Source organism: Peptidiphaga gingivicola (assembly GCF_001652275.1).
Taxonomy (GTDB): Bacteria; Actinomycetota; Actinomycetes; order Actinomycetales; family Actinomycetaceae; genus Peptidiphaga; species Peptidiphaga gingivicola.
Map to the genome: position 1 here is coordinate 1572117 of NZ_LVZK01000001.1, position 18870 is coordinate 1590986.

An 18870-nucleotide genomic window follows, 5' to 3' on the forward strand; every position below is an offset into this window, starting at 1 on the left:
AGGCTATCGCTTTAGTGGTACCGAAAGTGGAAGGTGACCGGATAATGGCAAAGACGCGTGTGGCCCTCATCTACGGCGGGGCTTCGGGCGAGCATTCGGTTTCGTGTATGACCGCCGCATCGGTTTTGCGCGCTATGGACCCGGACAAGTATGACGTCGTCCCCATCGGGATACGGCGCGACGGCACGTGGGTTCCCGGATCCGCGGACCCCGATGCGCTGGAGGCGGCCGGCCCCCAAGGAGAGGTCGGCGGATCCCCCAGCCGCGTGCTCATAGAGATCGGAGGAAAACCGCGCGCCCTGACTCTCGTCGAATCTGAGGGCGGCGCGCCTGTCGTTGAGGTGCTCGGAAGCTTCGACGTGGCGTTCCCGCTGCTCCACGGCCCCTTCGGCGAGGACGGGACGATCCAGGGATTCCTCGAAATGGCGGGCGTTCCCTACGTCGGCTGCGGAGTGTTCGCCTCGGCCGCCGGAATGGACAAGCACTTCATGAAGGTCGTTTTGGAGTCGGCGGGCATCGCCGTCGCCCCGTACGTGCTCGTCGCCCCCAGAAGGTGGCGGACGGAGAAAGGGCAGATCCTCGCGGAGATCGCGCAGAAGCTGACCTTTCCGGTGTTCGTCAAGCCCGCACGCGCAGGGTCGTCCTTGGGAATCGGCAAGGTCTTAGAGCCCGGCGGGCTTGAAAAGGCGATCGCCGCGGCGCAGAAGGTCGACCCAAAGGTGATCGTCGAGCAGGGAGTCAAAGGCCGGGAGGTCGAGTGCGCCGTGCTCGGCGGCAGGGGCGACGCAGCCCCTCGAACGTCAATCCTCGGCGAGATCGTCATGGACGGGACCGATTGGTACGACTTCGAGACGAAGTACATCCAGACGGAAGGCTTCCATATGGCCGTTCCCGCGCCGGTTGAGGCCGACGTCGAAGCCGAGGCTCGGCGGATTGCCGCGAGGGTCTTCGAAGCCTTCGACTGCGAGGGAATGACCCGGGTCGACTTTTTCCTGACCGACGACGGCGAAATACTCGTCAACGAGCACAACACGATTCCCGGCTTCACGGAATTCTCGATGTATCCGATTCTCTGGGAACACACGGGAATCCCGTATTCCGAGCTCATCGACGAGCTTGTCGCCCTCGCACTCGAACGTCCCGTGGGCCTGCGGTAAAGGCCCCTGCGAACGTTTGATTTTGTCCCGTGGACGCGATCGGCGAAGCCCCAGCGGGCCGCCTCACGCGCAAGGTCGCATCCACAGATTGAAGGTTAATGTTGTCTAACGGCGGATTCTCACCCTCCCCGGAACGAAGAAGAGCTCGGCGCTCGCCTGGAAGGCATCGAGCCGAGGCCGCGACTCTCGCTGACCGGGCGTCGGACCCGGACCAAAAAGCTTCCCCGGACCGAAAGACCGGTATGAAGATCGGCTACATCGTCGGCTCGCTGTCAAAGGAATCGCTCAATCGAGGATTGGCCAAAGCCTTCATCGCCGTCGCGCCCCTCGGCGTCGATTTCGTGGAGCTGCCCATAGCCGACCTTCCGATGTACAACCGCGATCTCGACGGGAACTGGCCGCAAGTCGCCCTGGACTTCAAGCAGTCCATCCTCGGCGTCGACGGCATTGTGCTCATCACTCCTGAGCACAACCGCATGTACTCGGCTCCGCTGGCCAACGCCATCGAATGGGGGTCGCGTCCGTTCGGAAGCTCGGCGTGGTCCGGCAAGCCCGTCGCCGTCACGGGGACCGCTCCGAGCAATGAGGCCACCGGGCTCGCGCAGGTCCACCTTCGGGCGCCTCTTGTGTTCTGCGGCTCGACGGTCTATCCGGCCGAGGTCTACATCAACGCAGTCGATGCGGGAATCACGCCGGAGGGCCTTTTCGCCGAGAGCGCGAGGCCTTATCTTCAGGAGTTCATCTCCGGCTTCATCGATTTCGTCGAAGAGTTCTACCGGGATTGACCGGTGAGCCGTTTTCGTTCTCAGCATACGGCGTCTCTCGTTTGACGTTAAGCGCGTATGATTGTTGAATGTTCATTCAATTCGGGAGGCCTGCAAGCCTCCCGCGCGACGAAAGGCATATATGAAGATCGCCTACATGGTCGGATCGCTTTCTTCGACGTCCCTCAACAGGGGCCTGGCCAAGGCCCTCGTCTCCCTCGCCCCCGAGGGCGTCGAATTCGTCGACCTCGACGTCGGCAGCCTTCCGCTGTACAACCGCGACTACGACGGCAACTGGCCCGAAGTCGCCACTGCCTTCAAGAAGGCCGTCGACGAGGCCGACGGCGTCGTCATCATCACGCCCGAGCACAATCGCATGTACTCCGCGGTCGTTGCCAACGCCGTCGAATGGTCCTCTCGCCCCTGGGGAACCGCCTCGCTTGAGGGCAAGCCGGTCGCGCTGGCCGGAGTCTCGCCGAGCCCCGTCGCCACGGGAATCGCCCAGACGCATCTGCGCGGCCCGCTCACGTTCTTCGGATCGAAGCTCTACCCGCATGAGGCGTACATCAACGCACAACAGGCGGGGATCACGCCCGAGGGAGGCGTAGCCGAGGGCTCGCGCGATTTCCTCGCCCAATTCATCGGCGGCTTCGTCGATTTCGTCAAGGCGTCGGAATGACTCTCCCCGGGCGGTCTCTGTGCGCTAGCGTCGCGCGGCGCGATCGGAGCGTTCGGCGCAAACCGTCGCCGTCGCCAGAAGCGCTGCGCACAGCCACAGAGAGGGTTTGATGCCGTCGACGAAAGGCTGGCCGGGAAGGTACTTTCCGTGCGCCGTGAAGATTGCCGTGCATGCCGCTATGCCGATCGCCACTCCTAGGTGGCGCAGAGTCGAATTGACGCCCGAGGCGACCGCGCGTCGGTCTGCGGAAACGCCCTGGAGGGCGCCGGTCGCCAACGGCGCGAAGCTCAATCCCATTCCGAGTCCGGCGACCGCCATGGGCGCTATGCAATCGCCGTAAGGAACATCGGCCCCGACCTTCACGGCGAACCATGCGAGTGCGACCGTCTGAAGGAACATTCCGGAGACGAGAACGCGCCGAACCCCCAGTCGTTTGACGAGCCCGCCGGAGGCGGGAGAGACGAACAGCGGCAAGAGGGTCCATGGGCCGGCTCGCAGCCCCGCTTCGAACGCGCTGTATCCGAGTGTGATCTGGAGGAATTGGCTCAAGAAGAAGATCGCCCCGAAAACGCCTGCCGCAAAGAGGACCGTTGCCGCATTGACCAGCGAAAAACGCCGGTTGGCGAACAGGCTCAAAGGAATGATGGGAGCTTTGGCCGAGCGTTCCCAGAGAAGGAAGAGAACCAGGCAGGTTCCGGCGACCGCGAACCCCCCGATGGTCAGGCCGTCGGTCCAGCCCCTGGAGGGGCCTTCGACAACAGCCCATGTCAGCGGGAAGACGAATCCGATGCCGAGAATGGTTCCGATCCAGTCCGCTCCTTTTGAGCCGGCTGCGGCCCGGGGGAGGAATCGCGGAACGAGTGGCAGGGACAGGGCGCCGATCGGAACATTGATCCAGAAGACGACCGACCAGTGCAGCCCCGAGACGACTGCTCCCCCGAGAAGTGGGCCCATTGCTATTCCGAGGCCGTTGACTCCGCCCCACACGCCTATCGCGAGTTCGCGCAGGCGCCGAGGGACGGCGTCGACGAGGAGGGCGAGGGAAAGCGTCACGATCGCTGCGCCGCCCGCCCCTTGGATTGCTCGGGCGACGATGAGCGCCTCCGGCGTCGGAGCGAGGGCGCAAGCCGCCGAGGCCGCTGCAAACACGGCGATTCCGTAGGAGAAGATCCGGCGTCGTCCGAATCTGTCGCCCAGTGCGGCCATCGGGAGAAGGGCCGAGGCTACAACTAGGGTGTAGGCGTTGACGAACCACTGCAATTGGGTGACGGTTGCGCCGAGCTCGCGTTTTATGTCCGGCAGCGCGAATGTCATGACGAGGTTGTCCAGAGCCGTCATGAGAGTGGGGACCGCGGCTGCGGCTATAGCCGCAGCCGCCGGTGCTTTGTTCGTCGCCCGGCGACGCTCGGGCGGTTCGCCTGACGCCGCCCGTGCCGACGGCGGCCGACCTGGTGCGGACAGCGCCGACGAGGGCCGGTCCGATGTGGATTGCGACGGCCGCGTAGCCGGCTGCTTGTTGCTGACGTGCATGTTGTATTTCCTTGATTTCCGAGTTTCTCGTCTTTCGAGCGGTCATATTGGATAGCGGAACTATCTAGTCCAACAGGATAGCATTGCGATCCAATCGTGCAAATCGAGGAAGGAGACGGCTGTGCGGATCTCGGAGCTTGCCCGCGAATCGGGAACGTCGGTTGCCACGATCAAGTACTACCTGCGAGAGGGCCTTTTGGCGCCGGGCGAGAGGGTCAATGCTCGCGAGGCTTCCTATGGGCAAGGGCACGTGAGGCGACTGCGGCTCATTCGCGCGATGGTCGAGGTGCTCGGGGCGTCGATCGAGCAGGTGCGAAAGATTCTTCGGGCGGCGGACGACGCCGATCGCGACCCCCTCCTTGCGATGTCGGAGGCGACGGCGGCTTTGCCTTCGGTGAACGTCCCCGCAGCGAGCGATTCGAGGGTGCGTGAATTGCTTGCGCGAATAGGGTTCGAGCGGATCGTGCGCTCGCAGGACGCCAACGCTGATGCTGTGGTCGAGCGGCTCTCCGCCGCGATCGACTTTTGCGAAAATCTCGGCGTCCCTATGGACGAGGACCAACTAAAAGTCTATGCCGATGCCGCCTTCGAGATGGCCGAAAGCGACTTCGCCCGCATGCCCGAGGGGGAAGACGCGGTCGCATTCGCCGTGCTTGGCACGGTGTCCCGCGAGCCCGTGCTGCTGGCCATGCGGCGGGCGGCGCATCAGGAAGTCGGGCACCGGGCAGCCTCCGGTCTGAAAGAGAGCGGCGCGCGTTCCTTCGGCGAGTGAGCCGAGAGGTTCGGCTGGCGAGGGAGTTCGGGCGAGCGGCCGTTCGGCTGGCGAGGGAGTTCGGGCTGGCACAATGTTTCCATGCACGTGCGCGACTTTTCAGAGGACGAGCTGCTCGGATTGATTCGTCCCCATCTGCCGAGAGCTGAGGGGATCGAGGTGCCCAGCGGGGACGATTGCGCAGTGATTGGCCTGGCGGCCGATAGTGTCGCGATCTCCACGGACATGCTCGTCGAAGGGTCGCATTACCGTCCCGAGTGGTCCACGGGGTACGACGTCGGATGGCGGGCGGCCATGCAGAACGCCGCCGACGCCGCGGCCATGGGCGCCCGCCCCGTCTCCTTCGTTGCGGCTCTCAGCGTGCCCGGCGATCGCGACGTCGAATGGCTAGTCGAGTTTGCGCGCGGCATGGGCCAGGCCGCCAGACGCTTCGGCGCCGGCGTCGACGGAGGGGACCTCACCCGGGGCCCTGCAACGGCGGGAGTGACCGTCGTCGGCGACCTTTCAGGCCGTCCGCCGGTTCTGCGGTCCGGAGCAAGGCCGGGAGACCGCCTCATCCACTGTGGAGTCCTCGGGTGGTCCGCCGCCGGACTGCACTTCCTCACCAGCGGCGCCGTCGCGCCCGAATGCGCGAGCGTTCTGCCCGCCGACGGCGAGCGTTCCCCCGCGCCGAACGGGCGGGCCCCCGACGGGCCGGACGCCGTCGTCGCGGTATACAAGCGCCCCAACCCACCCGTCGACCTTGCCTTGGCCGCCTGCGCCGCAGGGCGGATAAGGGCCCTCATGGACGTCTCCGACGGGCTGGTGCGCGACGCCCGGCGCATGGCCGAAGCCTCGAATGTGGGCATCGACATAGATCCGGCTGCCCTCAAGTGCGACGTCGACGGCCTTGTCTGTGCCGGAGTGAGGCGCGAGCTTGCAAAGGGCATGGTCCTCGGCGGGGGAGAGGACCACGGATTCCTTGCGACGACGCCGAATTCCGTGCCCGAAGGATGGCGGCAGATCGGCTCCGTGCGCGAGCTTGACCCCGGGGACGAAAGAGAGTCTGGCGGCTTCGTGACCTATGGTGGCCGGAACGTTCCGAAGGGAACCGGGTGGGATCATTTTCGCGCTGAGCGTGTTTAGCTTTACTCAATGTAGGTGCATGCTGATAGTGTCGAAACCACGATCGAAAGGAAGCACAATGCAGTTTGTTACTCTGAACAACGGTGTGAAGATGCCCGTCCTCGGTTTCGGTGTGTATCAGATTCCGCCGTCGGACACCGAGCGGGCGGTTTCCGAGGCGCTCGAAGTCGGATATCGGCACATCGACACGGCTGCCGTCTACAAAAACGAGGAGGCCGTCGGCAAGGCGATAGCCGCCAGCGGAATTCCGCGGGACGACCTTTTCGTCACCACCAAGGTGTGGATTTCCGACGCCGGCGAGGACGCCGCCCGCGCGGCGTTCGAGCGTTCGTCGGAGAAGCTCGGCCTCGACGTCGTCGACCTTTACCTCATCCATCAGCCTTTCGGCGACGTCTACGGCTCTTGGAGGGCGCTGGAGCGCCTGAACGAGGAGGGCCGCGTCCGTGCGATTGGCGTGTCTAACTTCCCCAACGATCGGCTGGCCGACCTCATCGCCTTCAACCGCGTCGTTCCGGCGGTCAACCAGGTCGAGACCCACCCCTTCCTCCAGCGCTTCGCCGACCAAGAATTCATGGCGGGCGAGGGCGTTCAGATCGAATCATGGGCGCCCTTCGCCGAAGGCCGCAACAATCTGTTCACCAACCCGACCCTTTCGTCGATTGCCCGCGCGCACGACAAGTCGGTTGCGCAAGTGGTCCTTCGCTGGCTCATCCAGCGAGGCGTCGTCGTCATTCCGAAGTCCGTCAGGCGCGACCGGATGGAGGAAAACTTCGACGTTTTCGACTTCGAGCTCGCCGATTCGGACATGGCCGTCGTCACGACGTTGGAGAAGGGCGAACCGCTCTTCATCGACCATCGCGACCCCGCGGCCGTCGATATGCTCAAGGGCGTGACGGTCGAGTAACGGACGCCGGGCCGCCTTCCGGCAAACGCGAAAAAGGGGCCGAACACGGCCCCTTTTTCGCGCGCGTCGCGCTCAGCGGCGCGGAGCGCGCTCGATCTTGCCCGCCTTGAGGCAGGACGTGCAGACGTTGACGCGCTTGCGAGCGCCGTTGACGAGGGCGCGAACGCGCTGAATGTTCGGGTTCCAACGGCGGCTGGTCCGCACGTGGGAGTGCGAGACGCGCTTGCCGAAGCTCGGGTGCTTGCCGCAAATTTCGCAGACAGAGGCCACGATTGTCTCCTTCGTACGCTGACGGGACGCCAGCGGCGTCTCTTTCTGTGTTGCCGATTCCATGCCACCAAACGCCGCACGGCCGTCAAAGGCCATACGCTTGCCTTCGACGGCTGCGCACCTTCGGGCCGATTGGCGGCTAAACGTCAATCGGCGGCCGTGTACCGGGTGACGGCAACCCGTCAATTGTAGCCGCGGTTGCGTTTCGTGTCCAAGCGCGCGTCGCGGTGGCCTCCGACACTCTCCGGTAGTCTGGGACAGTCGAAACGGCCGGCTGAGGACGCCGACGGCGGTCTCGAGGCCGTTGCCGACTTCGTCCTCGTTCGACCGCGCCGTCGTCCGATTCCTCGGCTCTCCGGTTGGTTCGGCCCTCCGGTTGGCGCGGACGTCGGCGTGGGCGCCGGCACGGGAAACGATGTGATCGAGAAAGGGATGTGCCATGGTTCGTGAGGCGGTCGCCTCTGACGGCTGGAGCGCTCTCGAACGCCCCCTCGAACGCGCACTGGGAAAGCGGACGGCCGCGGCTCTGGCGAAACTCGAACTCCGCACCGTGGGCGACCTTCTGAGCCACGCCCCTTTCCGATTGGCGCATCGCGGCGAGCTCATGCCGTTGGCCGACGTCCGCGAGGGCGAAGCGGCCACCGTAATAGCCCGAGTGACGGACTCGAGGATGCGGCCGATGAACTCGCGGCGAGGCTACATCCTCACGGTCCGCGTCGCCGACGGCGTGAATGAGCTCGATCTGACCTTTTTCGGCAAGAGCCCGCGCACGCTCGATTTCCACGCCAAGCGCCTGGCCTCCGGCGTCGTCGCCAGCTTCTCCGGCACAGTCTCCTCGTATCGCGGCGGCCTCCAGCTGACCCATCCGGAATACGAGCTCGTCGAAGACGAGTCCGACGTCGCCAAGATCGCCCGCCCGATTCCGATCTACCACGCCACGGACCGGCTGCCCTCGTGGCACATCCGAAAGGCCGTCCAATCCGTTCTGCAGGCGCTTGCGCCTTCGGACGTCCCCGACCCGCTCCCCGGCGAGTACCTGGCGGCCCATCGGCTGCCCTCGAAGTTTGAAGCCATGCGCGCCCTGCACTGCCCCGAGGACGACGAAGAGTGGCGCGCGGCGCGGCTGCGAATGGCCCACGAGGAGGCCTACGTGCTGCAGGCCGCCCTGGCTCAGCGCTCCCATCGCGCGCGCGAGCGGGCCACGGCGCCCTTCCCCTTGGCAGACGGGGGCCTTCTCGCCCAGTTCGACGCCGGCCTGCCCTACGAGCTCACATCGGGCCAGAGGGAAGTGTCCGCCGACATCGCCGCCGATCTGGCCAAGACGACGCCGATGCGCAGGCTGCTGCAGGGCGACGTCGGCTCGGGAAAGACGGTCGTGGCGCTGCGGGCAATGCTCCAAGTTCTCGACGGAGGAGGCCAAGCCGCGCTGCTCGCGCCGACCGAAGTGCTCGCCTACCAGCACATGCGCACGATCGAGGCGCTCGTCGGCCCGCTCGCTCCGGTCGAACTGCTGACGGGCTCGCTCACGGCCGCCCAACGCCGCCGGACGCTGGCCCGCGTCGCCTCCGGCCAGGCGGGGCTCATCGTGGGCACGCACGCGCTCTTCTCCGACGACGTCGCGATTCCCTTCCTGGGGCTCGCCGTGGTCGACGAGCAGCATCGCTTCGGCGTCGACCAGCGTGACGCGCTGGCGGGAGGAGGCGTCCACACCCTCGTCATGACGGCCACCCCGATCCCGCGCACGATCGCCATGAGCGTCTTCGGCGACCTCGACGTCTCTGTGCTGCGCGAGCTTCCCGCGGGCCGCGCGGAGGTCTCCACGACCGTCGTCCCGGCTTCGAAGGAGGCGTGGGTCGAACGCGTGTGGGAGCGTCTGGGGGAGGAGGTCCGCGGCGGAGGGCGCGCCTACGTCGTATGCCCCCGCATCGAGGACGACGACGAAGGGCTGCCGCTCGCCTCGGTCGCCGACGTTTCGGCGGAGCTTCGCGAAAAGAGCGCGCTCGCCGGAATCGGGGTCGGGACGATGCACGGGCGCATGTCCTCCGAAGAGAAAGCCGAAGCCATGGAGCGCTTCGCTTCGGGGCGCGCGCCGATCCTCGTGTCGACGACCGTCGTCGAGGTCGGCGTAGACATTCCCGAAGCCACCGCGATGGTGATTTTGGACGCGGACCGCTTCGGCCTGTCCCAGCTGCATCAGCTGCGCGGCAGGATTGGCCGGGGGACGGCGCCCGGCGTGTGTTTGGCCGTCACGTCGGCCGAAAAGGGAAGCCTCGCGCTCAGGCGGCTGGAGGCCTTCGCCTCGACGACCGACGGCTTCGCCCTGGCGGAGCTCGACCTCCAGCTGCGAAGCGAAGGGGACGTGCTGGGGGCGGCCCAGGCGGGGCGAGGCTCACACCTGCGCTTCTTGTCCGTCGCCAAGGACCGGAAGATCATCGAGACGGCGAGGGCCGCCGCGCGCGAGGCTGTCGCCGCGGATCCCGAGCTCGTCGATCGCCGGGCCCTCGCAGAGGCGGTGGCGGCTATCGACGCGGGAAGGGCGGACTATCTTGAACGGGGATGAGCCGCGTTGAAGGGAGAGGAGTCTTCTTGAACGGGGACGAGGCTCGGCAGGCGTGCCGCCGCTCCGGCGGCGTCGATCTCGACGGGTCGGCAAAGTCGAGGCGGCGCGAAAAGCGAACGGACATGGAAGGCGAGGGGATATGACCCGGATAGTCGCGGGCGCCGCGAAAGGCCGCACGATCAAGGTTCCGGCCAGCGGCACGCGCCCGACGAGCGAGCGCGTGCGGGAAGCCCTCTTCTCACGGCTCGACCATCTCGGATACGTCGAGGGGTGCGCGGTGCTCGACCTCTACTCCGGCTCCGGCGCGCTCGGCCTGGAGGCAGCCAGCCGCGGCGCCGCTTTCGTCGAATGCGTCGAATCCTCCCGCAAAGCGGCGGAGCTCATTCGAGCCAACGCCAGGGCCCTCAATCTCAGGGCCAAGGTCAGCTGCATGCGGGTCGAGTCGCGGCTGGCCGGCCCGTCGCAGACGGCCTTCGACGTCGTTTTCCTCGACCCTCCCTACAACCTCGACGAAGAGCGTCTCGCGGCGGTCCTGGCCCGCCTTCCCGGCGTCCTCGCGCCCGACGGCGTAGCCGTGGTCGAAAGGTCCTCGCGCTCGCCGGAGCCCTCCTGGCCCTCGGGTTTCGCGACAACCGACGAACGCGCCTTCGGGGATACGCGCATTTTCAGCGTTTCGCCCGCTAGGCTTGACACATGACCATTGCCGTGTTTCCCGGCTCCTTCGATCCCGTCACCCTGGGGCACGTGGACATCGCCGTGCGCGCCCGCGCCTTCGCCGACGAGGTGATCCTCGCCGTCGGCTTCAACGCCTCCAAGCGGCACGCCTTCGACCCCGCTCAGCGGCTGGCCATGGCCGAGGCGGCCGTCGAAGGGCTTGACGGCGTGCGCGCCGTTGCCATGCCCGGCCTTCTCGTGGACCTGTGCAAAGAGCTCGGCGCGGACGTAGTCGTCAAGGGGCTGCGGGGAGAAGCCGACTTTTCCGCGGAAAAGCCCATGGCCCTCATGAACCGCAGCCTGACGGGCATCGAAACGGTCTTCGTCTTGGGCGACCCCGCCTTGACGCACATCGCCTCCTCCCTCGTCAAAGACGTGGCGCGGCACGGAGGGGACGTCACAGATCTTGTACCGCCGGGCGTGGCAGAGGCCTTCGCCGGCATCCATCGCACCGAGGAGCAACAATGACTTCACCCGACGCCGCCTCCGTCGTCGATATTCTCGACCAGCTGATCGACATCGTCCGCTCTGCGAGGTCCGTGCCCATGTCGGCCTCGGCGATGGTCAACAGATCGCAGGTCATCGAACTGTTGACGACCGCACGCGACATTCTTCCCGATCAGCTCGTCGAGGCGGACGGCCTGCTCGCCGAAGTCGACTCGGTGACGGCGCGCGCGCACGACGAGGCCGCCCGCATTCGCGAACGGGCCGAGCACGACGCCGAGGACATCGTCGCCCAGGCGCGCGAGCAGGCCGCGCGCCTGGTTTCCCAGGATGCGGTGACCGTCGCGGCGAAGTCCCAGGCGCAACGGATCGTCGATGACGCGACGAACCAGGCGGAGGCGATGAAGAAGGGCGCGGACGAATACTCGGACGAGCGCCTGCGCGAGCTGCAGGACCAGGTGGCTGAGCTCGGCAACTCCATGGATGGGCTTTCCCGCGAGTTTCAAGGGAAGATCGACGTCGTCCTCGGTCAGGTCAAGGCCGGGCGCAGGGTCATAGCCGAGCGCCAGGGGGAGATCGATCCTGTGGACGAGGGAATGGAATACGAGGAGGACTCGTGGACGTGAGGAGCCCCTTCGTCGTCGATCTGGCGTCCCTTCCCCGGCAGGAAGGCGCTTCTATCGAATGGGAGCGCACGCTTGATGCGCCCGCGGACCTGGGCACGGAGCTGATCGGCGTTCCCGAAGGCAGCCCGCTTCAGGTGCGGCTGACCTTGCAGTCGGTTTCCGAGGGCGTGTACATCGGCGGGTCCGTCGCCGCCCACGTCGTCGGCGAGTGCGCCAGGTGCGTGCGCCGCTTCGAGTACGACGTCGACGAGGCCGTCGGCGAGCTGGCGTTCTATCCCGAGAGGAGGCTCGCCCTCATCGAGGAGGGCGACGAGGAGGCCGAGGAGTTTCCCGTCATTGAGGACGGCCACGTGGACGTCGAACCCGTCTTGCGGGACGCGATCGTCCTCTCGCTTCCTTTTACGCCGCTGTGCGAGCCGGATTGCCAGGGCCTGTGCTCCGGCTGCGGCAAGCGGTGGGAGGAGCTGCCGGACGACCATTTCCACCCGCTGCCGACGAACGACGACGACCCGTTGGCGGCCCTCGAAGCCAAGCTGCGCGGAGACATGGAACAGTGAGTTATCGCGAACTCGTCGAACGGTGGGGCGTCGACATCAGGCGCCCCTTGCTCAGGCTCGCCCTGACGCACCGTTCCTTCGCCTTCGAGCACGACGAGCCGCACAACGAACGGCTCGAGTTCCTCGGCGACTCCGTTTTGGGTTTCATCACCGCAGACAAGGTCTTTCGCGAGTTTCCGGACTCGCGCGAGGGCGACATGTCGCGGATGAAGACCTTCGCCGTCTCCGAGAAGGCCCTCGCCTCGATCGCACGCGAGCTCGAGCTCGGCCGTTTTATCCGTCTGGGGCGCGGCGAGGACCTCAGCGGGGGCCGAGACAAAGACTCCATCCTCTCCGACACCGTCGAGGCGCTCATAGCAGCGACCTACCTTCAGCACGGTCTGGATGTGGCGCGAAAGATAGTCGAGCGGCTCGTGGCAGCGAAAATCGAGGACGCGTCGCTTTTGGGGCCGAACCTCGACTGGCAGACGAGCTTTGAGGAGGTTGCGCACGAGCGCGGGATGGTCGGATCCCTCCAGTTCGAACTCACGAGCGAGGGCCCCGACCACCAACGCGTCTACACGGCCGTGGCCTCGATGGGCGGACGCGTGTGGGGAGAGGGCACGGGAAGCTCGAAGAAGACCGCGAGGCAGGCCGCGGCGCAAGTCGCCTACCGCACGATCACGGCCGAAAATGGCGATTAGCCGCGAATGTGTAATGGCGTTCCCGTGTAGGTATGATAGAGGCAGGTCCGTGTAAAGGGGAGTGTATGGCATCAGACGATGACATCAGAGTCATGATCATCGACGATCACGAAGTGGTGCGCCGAGGCATTGCGGAGGTCGTCGACCGCATGGACGGCCTCATCGTCGTCGCGGAGGCCGGAAGCGTCCAGGAAGCGATCCGTCGCGGGGAGCTCGTCCACCCCGACGTCGCACTCGTCGACCTTCGCCTGCCCGACGGTACGGGAATCGACATTATCCGCCGCCTCACAGAGGCCGTTCCAGACACGAAGTGCATCGTGTTGACGTCCTTCGACGACGACGAGGCGCTCGCCGAGGCCCAGGCCGCGGGCGCGAAGGCGTACCTCCTCAAATCCGTGCGCGGCGCCGAGATCACGGAGAACATCAAGGCTGTGGCCTCGGGAAGGGTCCTTCTCGACGAACGGACTGTGTCGAGACGCAGAGCCGACCACGCCGACCCCACCGCCGACCTCACGCCTTCCGAGCGGAGGGTCCTCGAGCTCATCGGCGACGGCCTTTCGAACCGCGAGATCGGCGACCGCTTGGGCGTCGCAGAAAAGACCGTCAAAAACCACATCACCTCGCTCCTGTCGAAAATGGGCCTTCAGCGCCGCACGCAGGTCGCCGCATGGGTCGCCGGCCAGCGAGCGGCCGGTTGGCGCCACGGCTCGTAGCCGGGCGTACGGCGGCATTGCGCGTGCCTTGCCAGAGGAGACCGGCCGCGATTCCTGAGGCCCGCCTCTAAAGCGGCGACGGCAGACGGCGTCGGCCAGCCAGCCGGTCCTCATTCGACGAGCGCCGTCCATTCGATCTTCGTCCCTCCGCCGTTTTCGCCGCCGCTGCCCGGGCGGATGGAAAAAGTGCCGTGGTGGCGCCGCGCGCGGGCGGCGAGATTCGACAGCCCCGAGCGTCGGCTGAGGTCGCGGCCGATGCCCTGACCGTCGTCGATCACTGTGACGGAGACCCTGTGGTTTTCTATCGCAATGTCGATCCCCACCGATGCGGCTCGCGCATGTTTGGCCGCATTGGCTATGCATTCGCGCACGACGGCGACGACGTCGTCGGCCACGTCGGCCCCGAGTTCGTCGTCGATCTCGGTGTGGAGCCCCCCGTCAACCGCGGTGCCGAGGTTGACGATCCGCAGCTTCGGACGGAACCCCAGGATCTTCGCGCCGTGCTCGACCTCTCGGCGCAGCCGCGAGACGATCGGCGCCGTCGCCTGCGGATCGCGAAGCGAGTAAATGATCTGCCGGATCTGGCCCACGGATTCGTCGATCGAATTGATGGCGTTGTCGAGGCTCTCAAGGGCGGTTTCCGGCGCGGCACCCGAGGCCGCCAGGTCGTTGCGCACGGCCGTCAGCTCCATGCCCGAGGCGAAGAGCTGCTGTATGGCCAGATCGTGGAGGTCGCGCGAGATCTGGGCGCGCTCCTCCAGCTGGGAGGCCTGGGCTTGAATGTGGCGGGCGTCGGCCAGCTCCAGGGCGAGCGCGGCCTGCTTCGCCACGGCCTCGGCCATGGCGAGGTCGGACAGGTCGAACTCCTGTTTGTCCTGCGCGCGCAGGAGGATGATGACGCCCATCGTCGAGCCTTTGGCGACCATGGGCGCGTAAAGCGCGCTTCCGTAGGAGGCGAGCATCGGAACCTGCAGCTGAGCCTGGCGCGACATCGAGTCGATGATCATTCCCTGCCCGTCGCGGATGACGCTCTGCGCGCGTCCCGTCGGAGGAAAATCGACGCCGACGATCTCGGAGGCGCCTTCGCCGTCGGCTATCTCGCAGGTCCATGCGCCGGCAACGCCCTCGAGGACGATGAGCGCGACGTCGGCTTTGGCCACGCGTCGCATCTCGTAGGCGATGAGCGCGAGGACGTCCTCCTCGTCTTTGCCCTCGAGAAGGGCGGTAGAGATGGCGCGAGAGGCGGCGATCCACTGCGCCCTGACCACGGACTCGGCGAACAGCCGCGAATTCTCGACAGCGATGCTTGCCGCTCGCGCCAGCATCATGATCGCTTCGCCGTCGTCGTCCGAAAAGTCTCCGTCCTTGTGGGCGAGATAGAGGTGGCCGAAGGGGCGTCCGCGCACGACGAGCGGAACGCCGAGGAAGTTGTCCATGGGCGGATGGTCGTCGGGCCACGGGGGATCGGGGAATTCCTCGGCGAGGTTGTTTCGGATGATGTAGGCGTCGTCAGGCATCTCGCCGAAAAGCCCATATCCCATGGGGGGATGGCCGATGAGTCCGTTGGACATCGAATCCAGACCCGAATAGACGAGCTGGACCGTGTTTCCCCTGAGGTCGAGCACCGAGAGGGCGCCGTAGCGGGCTCCGGTCAGGGTCGCCGCGGATTCGACGAAGGCTTGGAGCGCCGAGTAGTGGTCTAGCCGCGAGGTCAGGTCGAGGGCCCTTCTGAGAAGCTCGCTCGGATCGATCATCGTCTGCTCTCCTCTCGTGAAAGCGACCATCGGTAGGCGGGAAGCGAGGCGGCGAGTTCGTCGTGGGCCCCTTGCGCCAGCACGCGGGCCTTGTCGCCGGCCCTGTCGAGGACGACGACGGAATCGACCCCTTCGAGCGCCGTCAGGCGGTGCGAGACGAGGATGACCGTCTTGCCTTCCGTCGACGCAAGGTCTCGGATGAGCGCGTCGGCCGTTTCCCCGTCGAGGTGCTCGGCCGGTTCGTCGATCAGCAGGCAGTCCGCGGGAGAAGCAAGGGCCCGGGCGAGGAGGAGTCGCCTGCGTTCGCCGCCCGAAACCGTCGTCGCGTCGGCGCCCAGGACGGTGTGGACGCCGTCGGGCAGCTCCGCCAGCCACGGTCCCAGCCCCGCTTTGACGAGCAGCTCGGCGGCCTCCTCTTCCGACACGTCCCGGCGGGCCACCCTCAGGTTTTCCAGGATGCTCGTCTTGAACAGGTGGGCGTCCTCGGCCGTCAGCGTCAAAGACGTCGAGACTTCCGCGCGAGGAATGAGATGAACCGGCCTGCCGTCGAGCAGGACCGATCCCGCCTTGGGCTCGAGCATCCCGGCGAGCGTGTAAAGAAGCGTCGTCTTGCCTATTCCCGACGGTCCGACGACGGCGAGGGACGAGCCGCGCTCGACTGCGAGGTCGATGGGGGCGCTCAGCTCGGGCCCGCCCGGCCAGCCGATGACGAGGCCCTTCGCAACCAGGCTCTCGGCGACGGGCTCCGTCTCGGCGGGCCTGGATGCGGCGAAGCTCCCGGCGGTGCGGCGCGCCGCGGCGCCCGGCTTCGTGAAATCCGCGTTTGCATCGGAGTTTGCCGGGGCGGATTCGGAGGAATCGCCGGCCTGCGCGCCGTCGAGCAGGTCGAGTATCCGTTTCGAAGCCGCCGCCGATCGAACGAGCTGCACGGCCGCCTCGCCGAGGGGATCGACCGCTTCGAAGGCCGCGAGCGGCACGAGGGCGACGATTGCCAGCTCGACGGGGGTGAGGGCGCCGCCCGCCACTTCGCCTCCGCCAACGACAAGTGCGGCGAGGACGGCGCATCCCGTCGCCAGGGTCTCGATTGCCGAAAAGAGGGCCCCCGGCCTGGCGGCGGCGTCGCGATTGGCGAAGATCCTCCGTTCGGCGTCGTCCAAAGCCGACGCGAAAGCGCCCATCCGCCCGGAGACGCGCAGTTCGTCGCTGGATTCGAGCATGGTGAGCGAAAGCGCGACGAGCTCCGCCCGGTCCTCGACCTGCTGGATCTCCGCCAGGCGCGCCCCGCGCATCGACGCGTACGGGCCGACAAGGCCCGCTGCGGCAAGGCAGCAGGCGAGTGTCAGGGCGACGGCGGGGGAGAAGAAGGCGACGACTGCCACGCTCGCCGCAGAGGCGAAGACCGCCACGGCGATGGGCAGCAATGCGCGCACCACGAGGTCGCCGACGGCGTCGACGTCTCTGCCCGTGCGCGCCAAAAGGTCGCCGCGGCGTATCCGCGTCACCCTGTCGATGCGTGAGTCGGCGAGCCTCGAGTAGACGGCCGACCGCAGATTCGACATGCCGCGGAGCGCCACGGAGTGGCTTGTCAGCTGCCGAAGATAGCGGAAAACGGGGCGGCTCGCGCCGAAGGCTCGGACGATCGTCGCCGCCAAGGCCAGGGAGGCCACGAGCGGCGTCTGGGAGGCGCGGGCGATGAGCCAGGCGGAGACCGCTGCAAGCCCGACGGCGCACACGAGCGTCGCGACTCCCGTGACGACTGCCCAGGCCAGCGGGGCCTTCGCGACGCCGAGCAGGGCAAAGACGCGCCGCAAGGCGATGCGTTCCGATTTGGGCAGCGCCTTCATTGCGATCCTCCCGTCGGGCTCGTCGCGTCGCTTTCAGCCGCTTCGGCTTCTTCTAGGGCTTGGCTTCTTTCTGGGACGTCGCTTCTCGCTGCGACGTCGATCACCGCATCGGCCTCCTCAATGAGCGCCGACCTATGGGCGACGGCGAGCACCGTGTGTCCCGTTGCGCGCAGCTCGCGCACTGCGCGTGCGACGAGCTCTTCGGAGGCCGCGTCGAGATGGGCGGAAGGCTCGTCGAGAAGCACGAAAGGCCGAGGTTTCACGAGGGCGCGCGCAAGCGCCAAACGCTGCCGCTGGCCCACCGACAGGCCGACCCCGCCGTGGCCGATTCTCGTGTTCCAGCCGTCGGACAGACAGGCCACGACGTCGTCGAAACCCGTGACGGACGCCGCCCGTTCGAGCTCGCCTCCGAGGGGGCAGCCCATGTTCTCGAGCACGGTCCCGGGAAGGATCGCGGGCCGCTGGGGAACCCACGAGATCTGCCGCCACAGGCTTTCCTTCGAGATGCGTTCGATCGGCGTGCGCCCGATCCTCGCGCTTCCCGACGTCGGGGAGACGAGCCCTAGGACGACAGCCGCTGCGGTGGACTTCCCCGCACCGGACCTGCCGCGGAAAACGGTGACTTTGCCGGGCTCGATGCTGGCCGTCAGATCGAATGGGGCGACGGTTGCGCGCCCCGGGGAGGCGACGCTGAGCCGATCGAAGACCACGGGCGAAACCGCCAGGTCGGGGCAGGGCAGGTTCGAGGCTGCCTTCCCCGGAGCCTCCGCTTTTCGCGAAGCCTCCGTCTCGCCCTCGTTTTCGAGCATGTCGAAGGCGTTTTCGGCTGCGGCGACGCCGTCGGCGGATGCGTGGAACTGCGCCCCGACCTCCCGAAGCGGCTTGAAGCACTCGGGGGTGAGCATGATGATCGCAAGGCCGGAAAAGAAATCGAGGTCGCCCCCGACCATGCGCAGGCCGACCTCGACGGCGACGAGCGCAGTCGATACCGTCGCGAGAAACTCCAGGACGGCCCCCGAAAGAAAGGCGACGTAGAGCGTCTTCATCGTGGTGCGGGCGTAGGAGTCGCCAAGGTCCTTCACGCGCTTGCGCGGCGCCGATTCGCGGCCGAGCCCCTTGAGGGTGGACAGGCCGGCGAGAAGGTCGAGGAGTTGGGAGCCCAGGCGCTGCATGGCTCGCAGGCGCTCATTTGAGTATGCCTGCGTCATCTTCCCCACGAGGACCATGAATATCGGAATGAGCGGCAGGCAGACGAGGATCGCGACGGCGCTGATCCAGTCCAGCCACACGACGGCCGCAAGCGTGGCCGGCGTCGCCAGGCACGTGAGGATGAGCTGCGGCAGGAACCTGACGAAGTACGGTTCGAGCGCGTCAAGGCCCTCGGTTGCGAGCGTGACGGTCGAGCTTGTCTTCCCGTCGGCGAGCCAGCGCTGCCCCCTGTCTGCCGCCGAATCGAGGACGCGCCCGCGCAGCTGCGCGATGGTCCGCAGGGCCGCACGATGGCCTGCCGCCTCTTGCGCGTACCCAACGAGCGCTCTCCCCGCGAACGCCCCGGCGACGAGGCCCAAGGGCAGGCCGAGGCCCGCCGAGGAGCCGCCGCGCGAAACGAGCTGGGCAAGCGCAGCCGCCGTCGCGCAACATTGGACGACGGCGAGGATCGTCGTCGCCATGCCCGCGGCCACGAGAAAGGCCATGTAGGCCCTGGCCGAACGCGCATAGCGCAGAAGTCGGGGGTCGAGGGGCTTCACTCATCTGTCCTTCGGTCGATTCCCCC

Annotated in this window: 18 protein-coding genes; 13 read left to right on the forward strand and 5 right to left on the reverse strand. The window is 66.8% G+C overall.

The window, feature by feature from the left end; translation table 11 throughout:
• The first annotated feature begins 44 nt into the window (after positions 1 to 44).
• From A4H34_RS06510 to A4H34_RS06520, 3 genes are all read left to right on the forward strand, one after another.
• The gene (locus tag A4H34_RS06510; protein WP_064231436.1) at positions 45 to 1157 is read left to right on the forward strand and encodes a D-alanine--D-alanine ligase family protein; all 1113 of its coding nucleotides are present in this window, start codon (positions 45 to 47) and stop codon (positions 1155 to 1157) included.
• 242 nt (positions 1158 to 1399) lie between these two features.
• Positions 1400 to 1942 carry an NADPH-dependent FMN reductase gene (locus A4H34_RS06515; protein ID WP_040322704.1) on the forward strand — a complete coding sequence of 181 codons (543 nt, stop codon included), beginning with the start codon at positions 1400 to 1402 and terminating at the stop codon, positions 1940 to 1942.
• A gap of 121 nt (positions 1943 to 2063) precedes the next feature.
• The gene (locus A4H34_RS06520) at positions 2064 to 2600 is read left to right on the forward strand and encodes an NADPH-dependent FMN reductase (protein ID WP_064231437.1); all 537 of its coding nucleotides are present in this window, start codon (positions 2064 to 2066) and stop codon (positions 2598 to 2600) included.
• 24 nt (positions 2601 to 2624) lie between these two features.
• On the opposite strand, the gene A4H34_RS06525 is transcribed toward A4H34_RS06520, so the two are convergent.
• On the reverse strand, positions 2625 to 4130 hold the full coding sequence (locus A4H34_RS06525; protein ID WP_231870977.1) for an MFS transporter: 1506 nt from the start codon (positions 4128 to 4130) through the stop codon (positions 2625 to 2627).
• 121 nt (positions 4131 to 4251) lie between these two features.
• On the opposite strand from A4H34_RS06525, the gene A4H34_RS06530 reads away from it, so the two are divergent.
• From A4H34_RS06530 to A4H34_RS06540, 3 genes are all read left to right on the forward strand, one after another.
• A complete protein-coding gene (locus A4H34_RS06530; protein WP_064231439.1) occupies positions 4252 to 4902 on the forward strand; it encodes a MerR family transcriptional regulator in 651 nt (216 codons plus the stop codon).
• Between the two features lie 81 nt (positions 4903 to 4983).
• The gene (thiL, locus tag A4H34_RS06535) at positions 4984 to 6027 is read left to right on the forward strand and encodes a thiamine-phosphate kinase (RefSeq protein WP_064231440.1); all 1044 of its coding nucleotides are present in this window, start codon (positions 4984 to 4986) and stop codon (positions 6025 to 6027) included.
• Positions 6028 to 6085: 58 nt separating this feature from the next.
• Positions 6086 to 6931: an aldo/keto reductase gene (locus tag A4H34_RS06540; protein ID WP_009198913.1), complete on the forward strand. Its 846-nt coding sequence runs from the start codon at positions 6086 to 6088 to the stop codon at positions 6929 to 6931.
• Positions 6932 to 7003: 72 nt separating this feature from the next.
• Here the strand turns inward: A4H34_RS06540 and rpmB are convergent, their stop codons facing one another.
• The gene (gene rpmB / locus A4H34_RS06545; RefSeq protein ID WP_040323192.1) at positions 7004 to 7201 is read right to left on the reverse strand and encodes a 50S ribosomal protein L28; all 198 of its coding nucleotides are present in this window, start codon (positions 7199 to 7201) and stop codon (positions 7004 to 7006) included.
• A gap of 439 nt (positions 7202 to 7640) precedes the next feature.
• On the opposite strand from rpmB, the gene A4H34_RS06550 reads away from it, so the two are divergent.
• The 7 genes from A4H34_RS06550 to A4H34_RS06580 all read left to right on the forward strand — a co-directional run bounded on the left by A4H34_RS06550 (position 7641) and on the right by A4H34_RS06580 (position 13498).
• Complete coding sequence (locus tag A4H34_RS06550) at positions 7641 to 9761, forward strand: ATP-dependent DNA helicase RecG (RefSeq protein WP_064231441.1); 2121 nt, start codon at positions 7641 to 7643, stop codon at positions 9759 to 9761.
• Between the two features lie 139 nt (positions 9762 to 9900).
• Positions 9901 to 10458: a 16S rRNA (guanine(966)-N(2))-methyltransferase RsmD gene (gene rsmD / locus A4H34_RS06555; protein WP_064231442.1), complete on the forward strand. Its 558-nt coding sequence runs from the start codon at positions 9901 to 9903 to the stop codon at positions 10456 to 10458.
• Positions 10455 to 10943: a pantetheine-phosphate adenylyltransferase gene (coaD, locus tag A4H34_RS06560; RefSeq protein WP_064231443.1), complete on the forward strand. Its 489-nt coding sequence runs from the start codon at positions 10455 to 10457 to the stop codon at positions 10941 to 10943. Before rsmD ends, coaD begins: the two co-directional genes overlap by 4 nt.
• Positions 10940 to 11545 (forward strand): ATP synthase subunit B family protein, encoded by a 606-nt coding sequence (locus tag A4H34_RS06565; protein WP_009198906.1) that lies wholly within the window; start codon positions 10940 to 10942, stop codon positions 11543 to 11545. The genes coaD and A4H34_RS06565 overlap by 4 nt, the downstream gene beginning before the upstream one ends.
• On the forward strand, positions 11536 to 12102 hold the full coding sequence (locus A4H34_RS06570) for a YceD family protein (protein WP_064231444.1): 567 nt from the start codon (positions 11536 to 11538) through the stop codon (positions 12100 to 12102). Before A4H34_RS06565 ends, A4H34_RS06570 begins: the two co-directional genes overlap by 10 nt.
• Positions 12099 to 12785 (forward strand): ribonuclease III, encoded by a 687-nt coding sequence (rnc, locus tag A4H34_RS06575; protein WP_009198904.1) that lies wholly within the window; start codon positions 12099 to 12101, stop codon positions 12783 to 12785. The genes A4H34_RS06570 and rnc overlap by 4 nt, the downstream gene beginning before the upstream one ends.
• 65 nt (positions 12786 to 12850) lie before the next feature.
• On the forward strand, positions 12851 to 13498 hold the full coding sequence (locus tag A4H34_RS06580) for a response regulator (protein WP_009198903.1): 648 nt from the start codon (positions 12851 to 12853) through the stop codon (positions 13496 to 13498).
• A gap of 110 nt (positions 13499 to 13608) precedes the next feature.
• Here A4H34_RS06580 and A4H34_RS06585 read toward each other — a convergent pair whose 3' ends face one another.
• From A4H34_RS06585 to cydD, 3 genes are read right to left on the reverse strand one after another with little or no spacing between them, the layout of a single operon-like run.
• On the reverse strand, positions 13609 to 15252 hold the full coding sequence (locus A4H34_RS06585; protein ID WP_009198902.1) for a sensor histidine kinase: 1644 nt from the start codon (positions 15250 to 15252) through the stop codon (positions 13609 to 13611).
• Positions 15249 to 17096, reverse strand: a complete 1848-nt coding sequence (cydC, locus tag A4H34_RS06590; RefSeq protein WP_064231445.1) for a thiol reductant ABC exporter subunit CydC — start codon at positions 17094 to 17096, stop codon at positions 15249 to 15251. Before cydC ends, A4H34_RS06585 begins: the two co-directional genes overlap by 4 nt.
• Positions 17093 to 18844: a thiol reductant ABC exporter subunit CydD gene (cydD, locus tag A4H34_RS06595; RefSeq protein WP_197480433.1), complete on the reverse strand. Its 1752-nt coding sequence runs from the start codon at positions 18842 to 18844 to the stop codon at positions 17093 to 17095. The genes cydC and cydD overlap by 4 nt, the downstream gene beginning before the upstream one ends.
• Positions 18845 to 18870 lie beyond the last annotated feature (26 nt).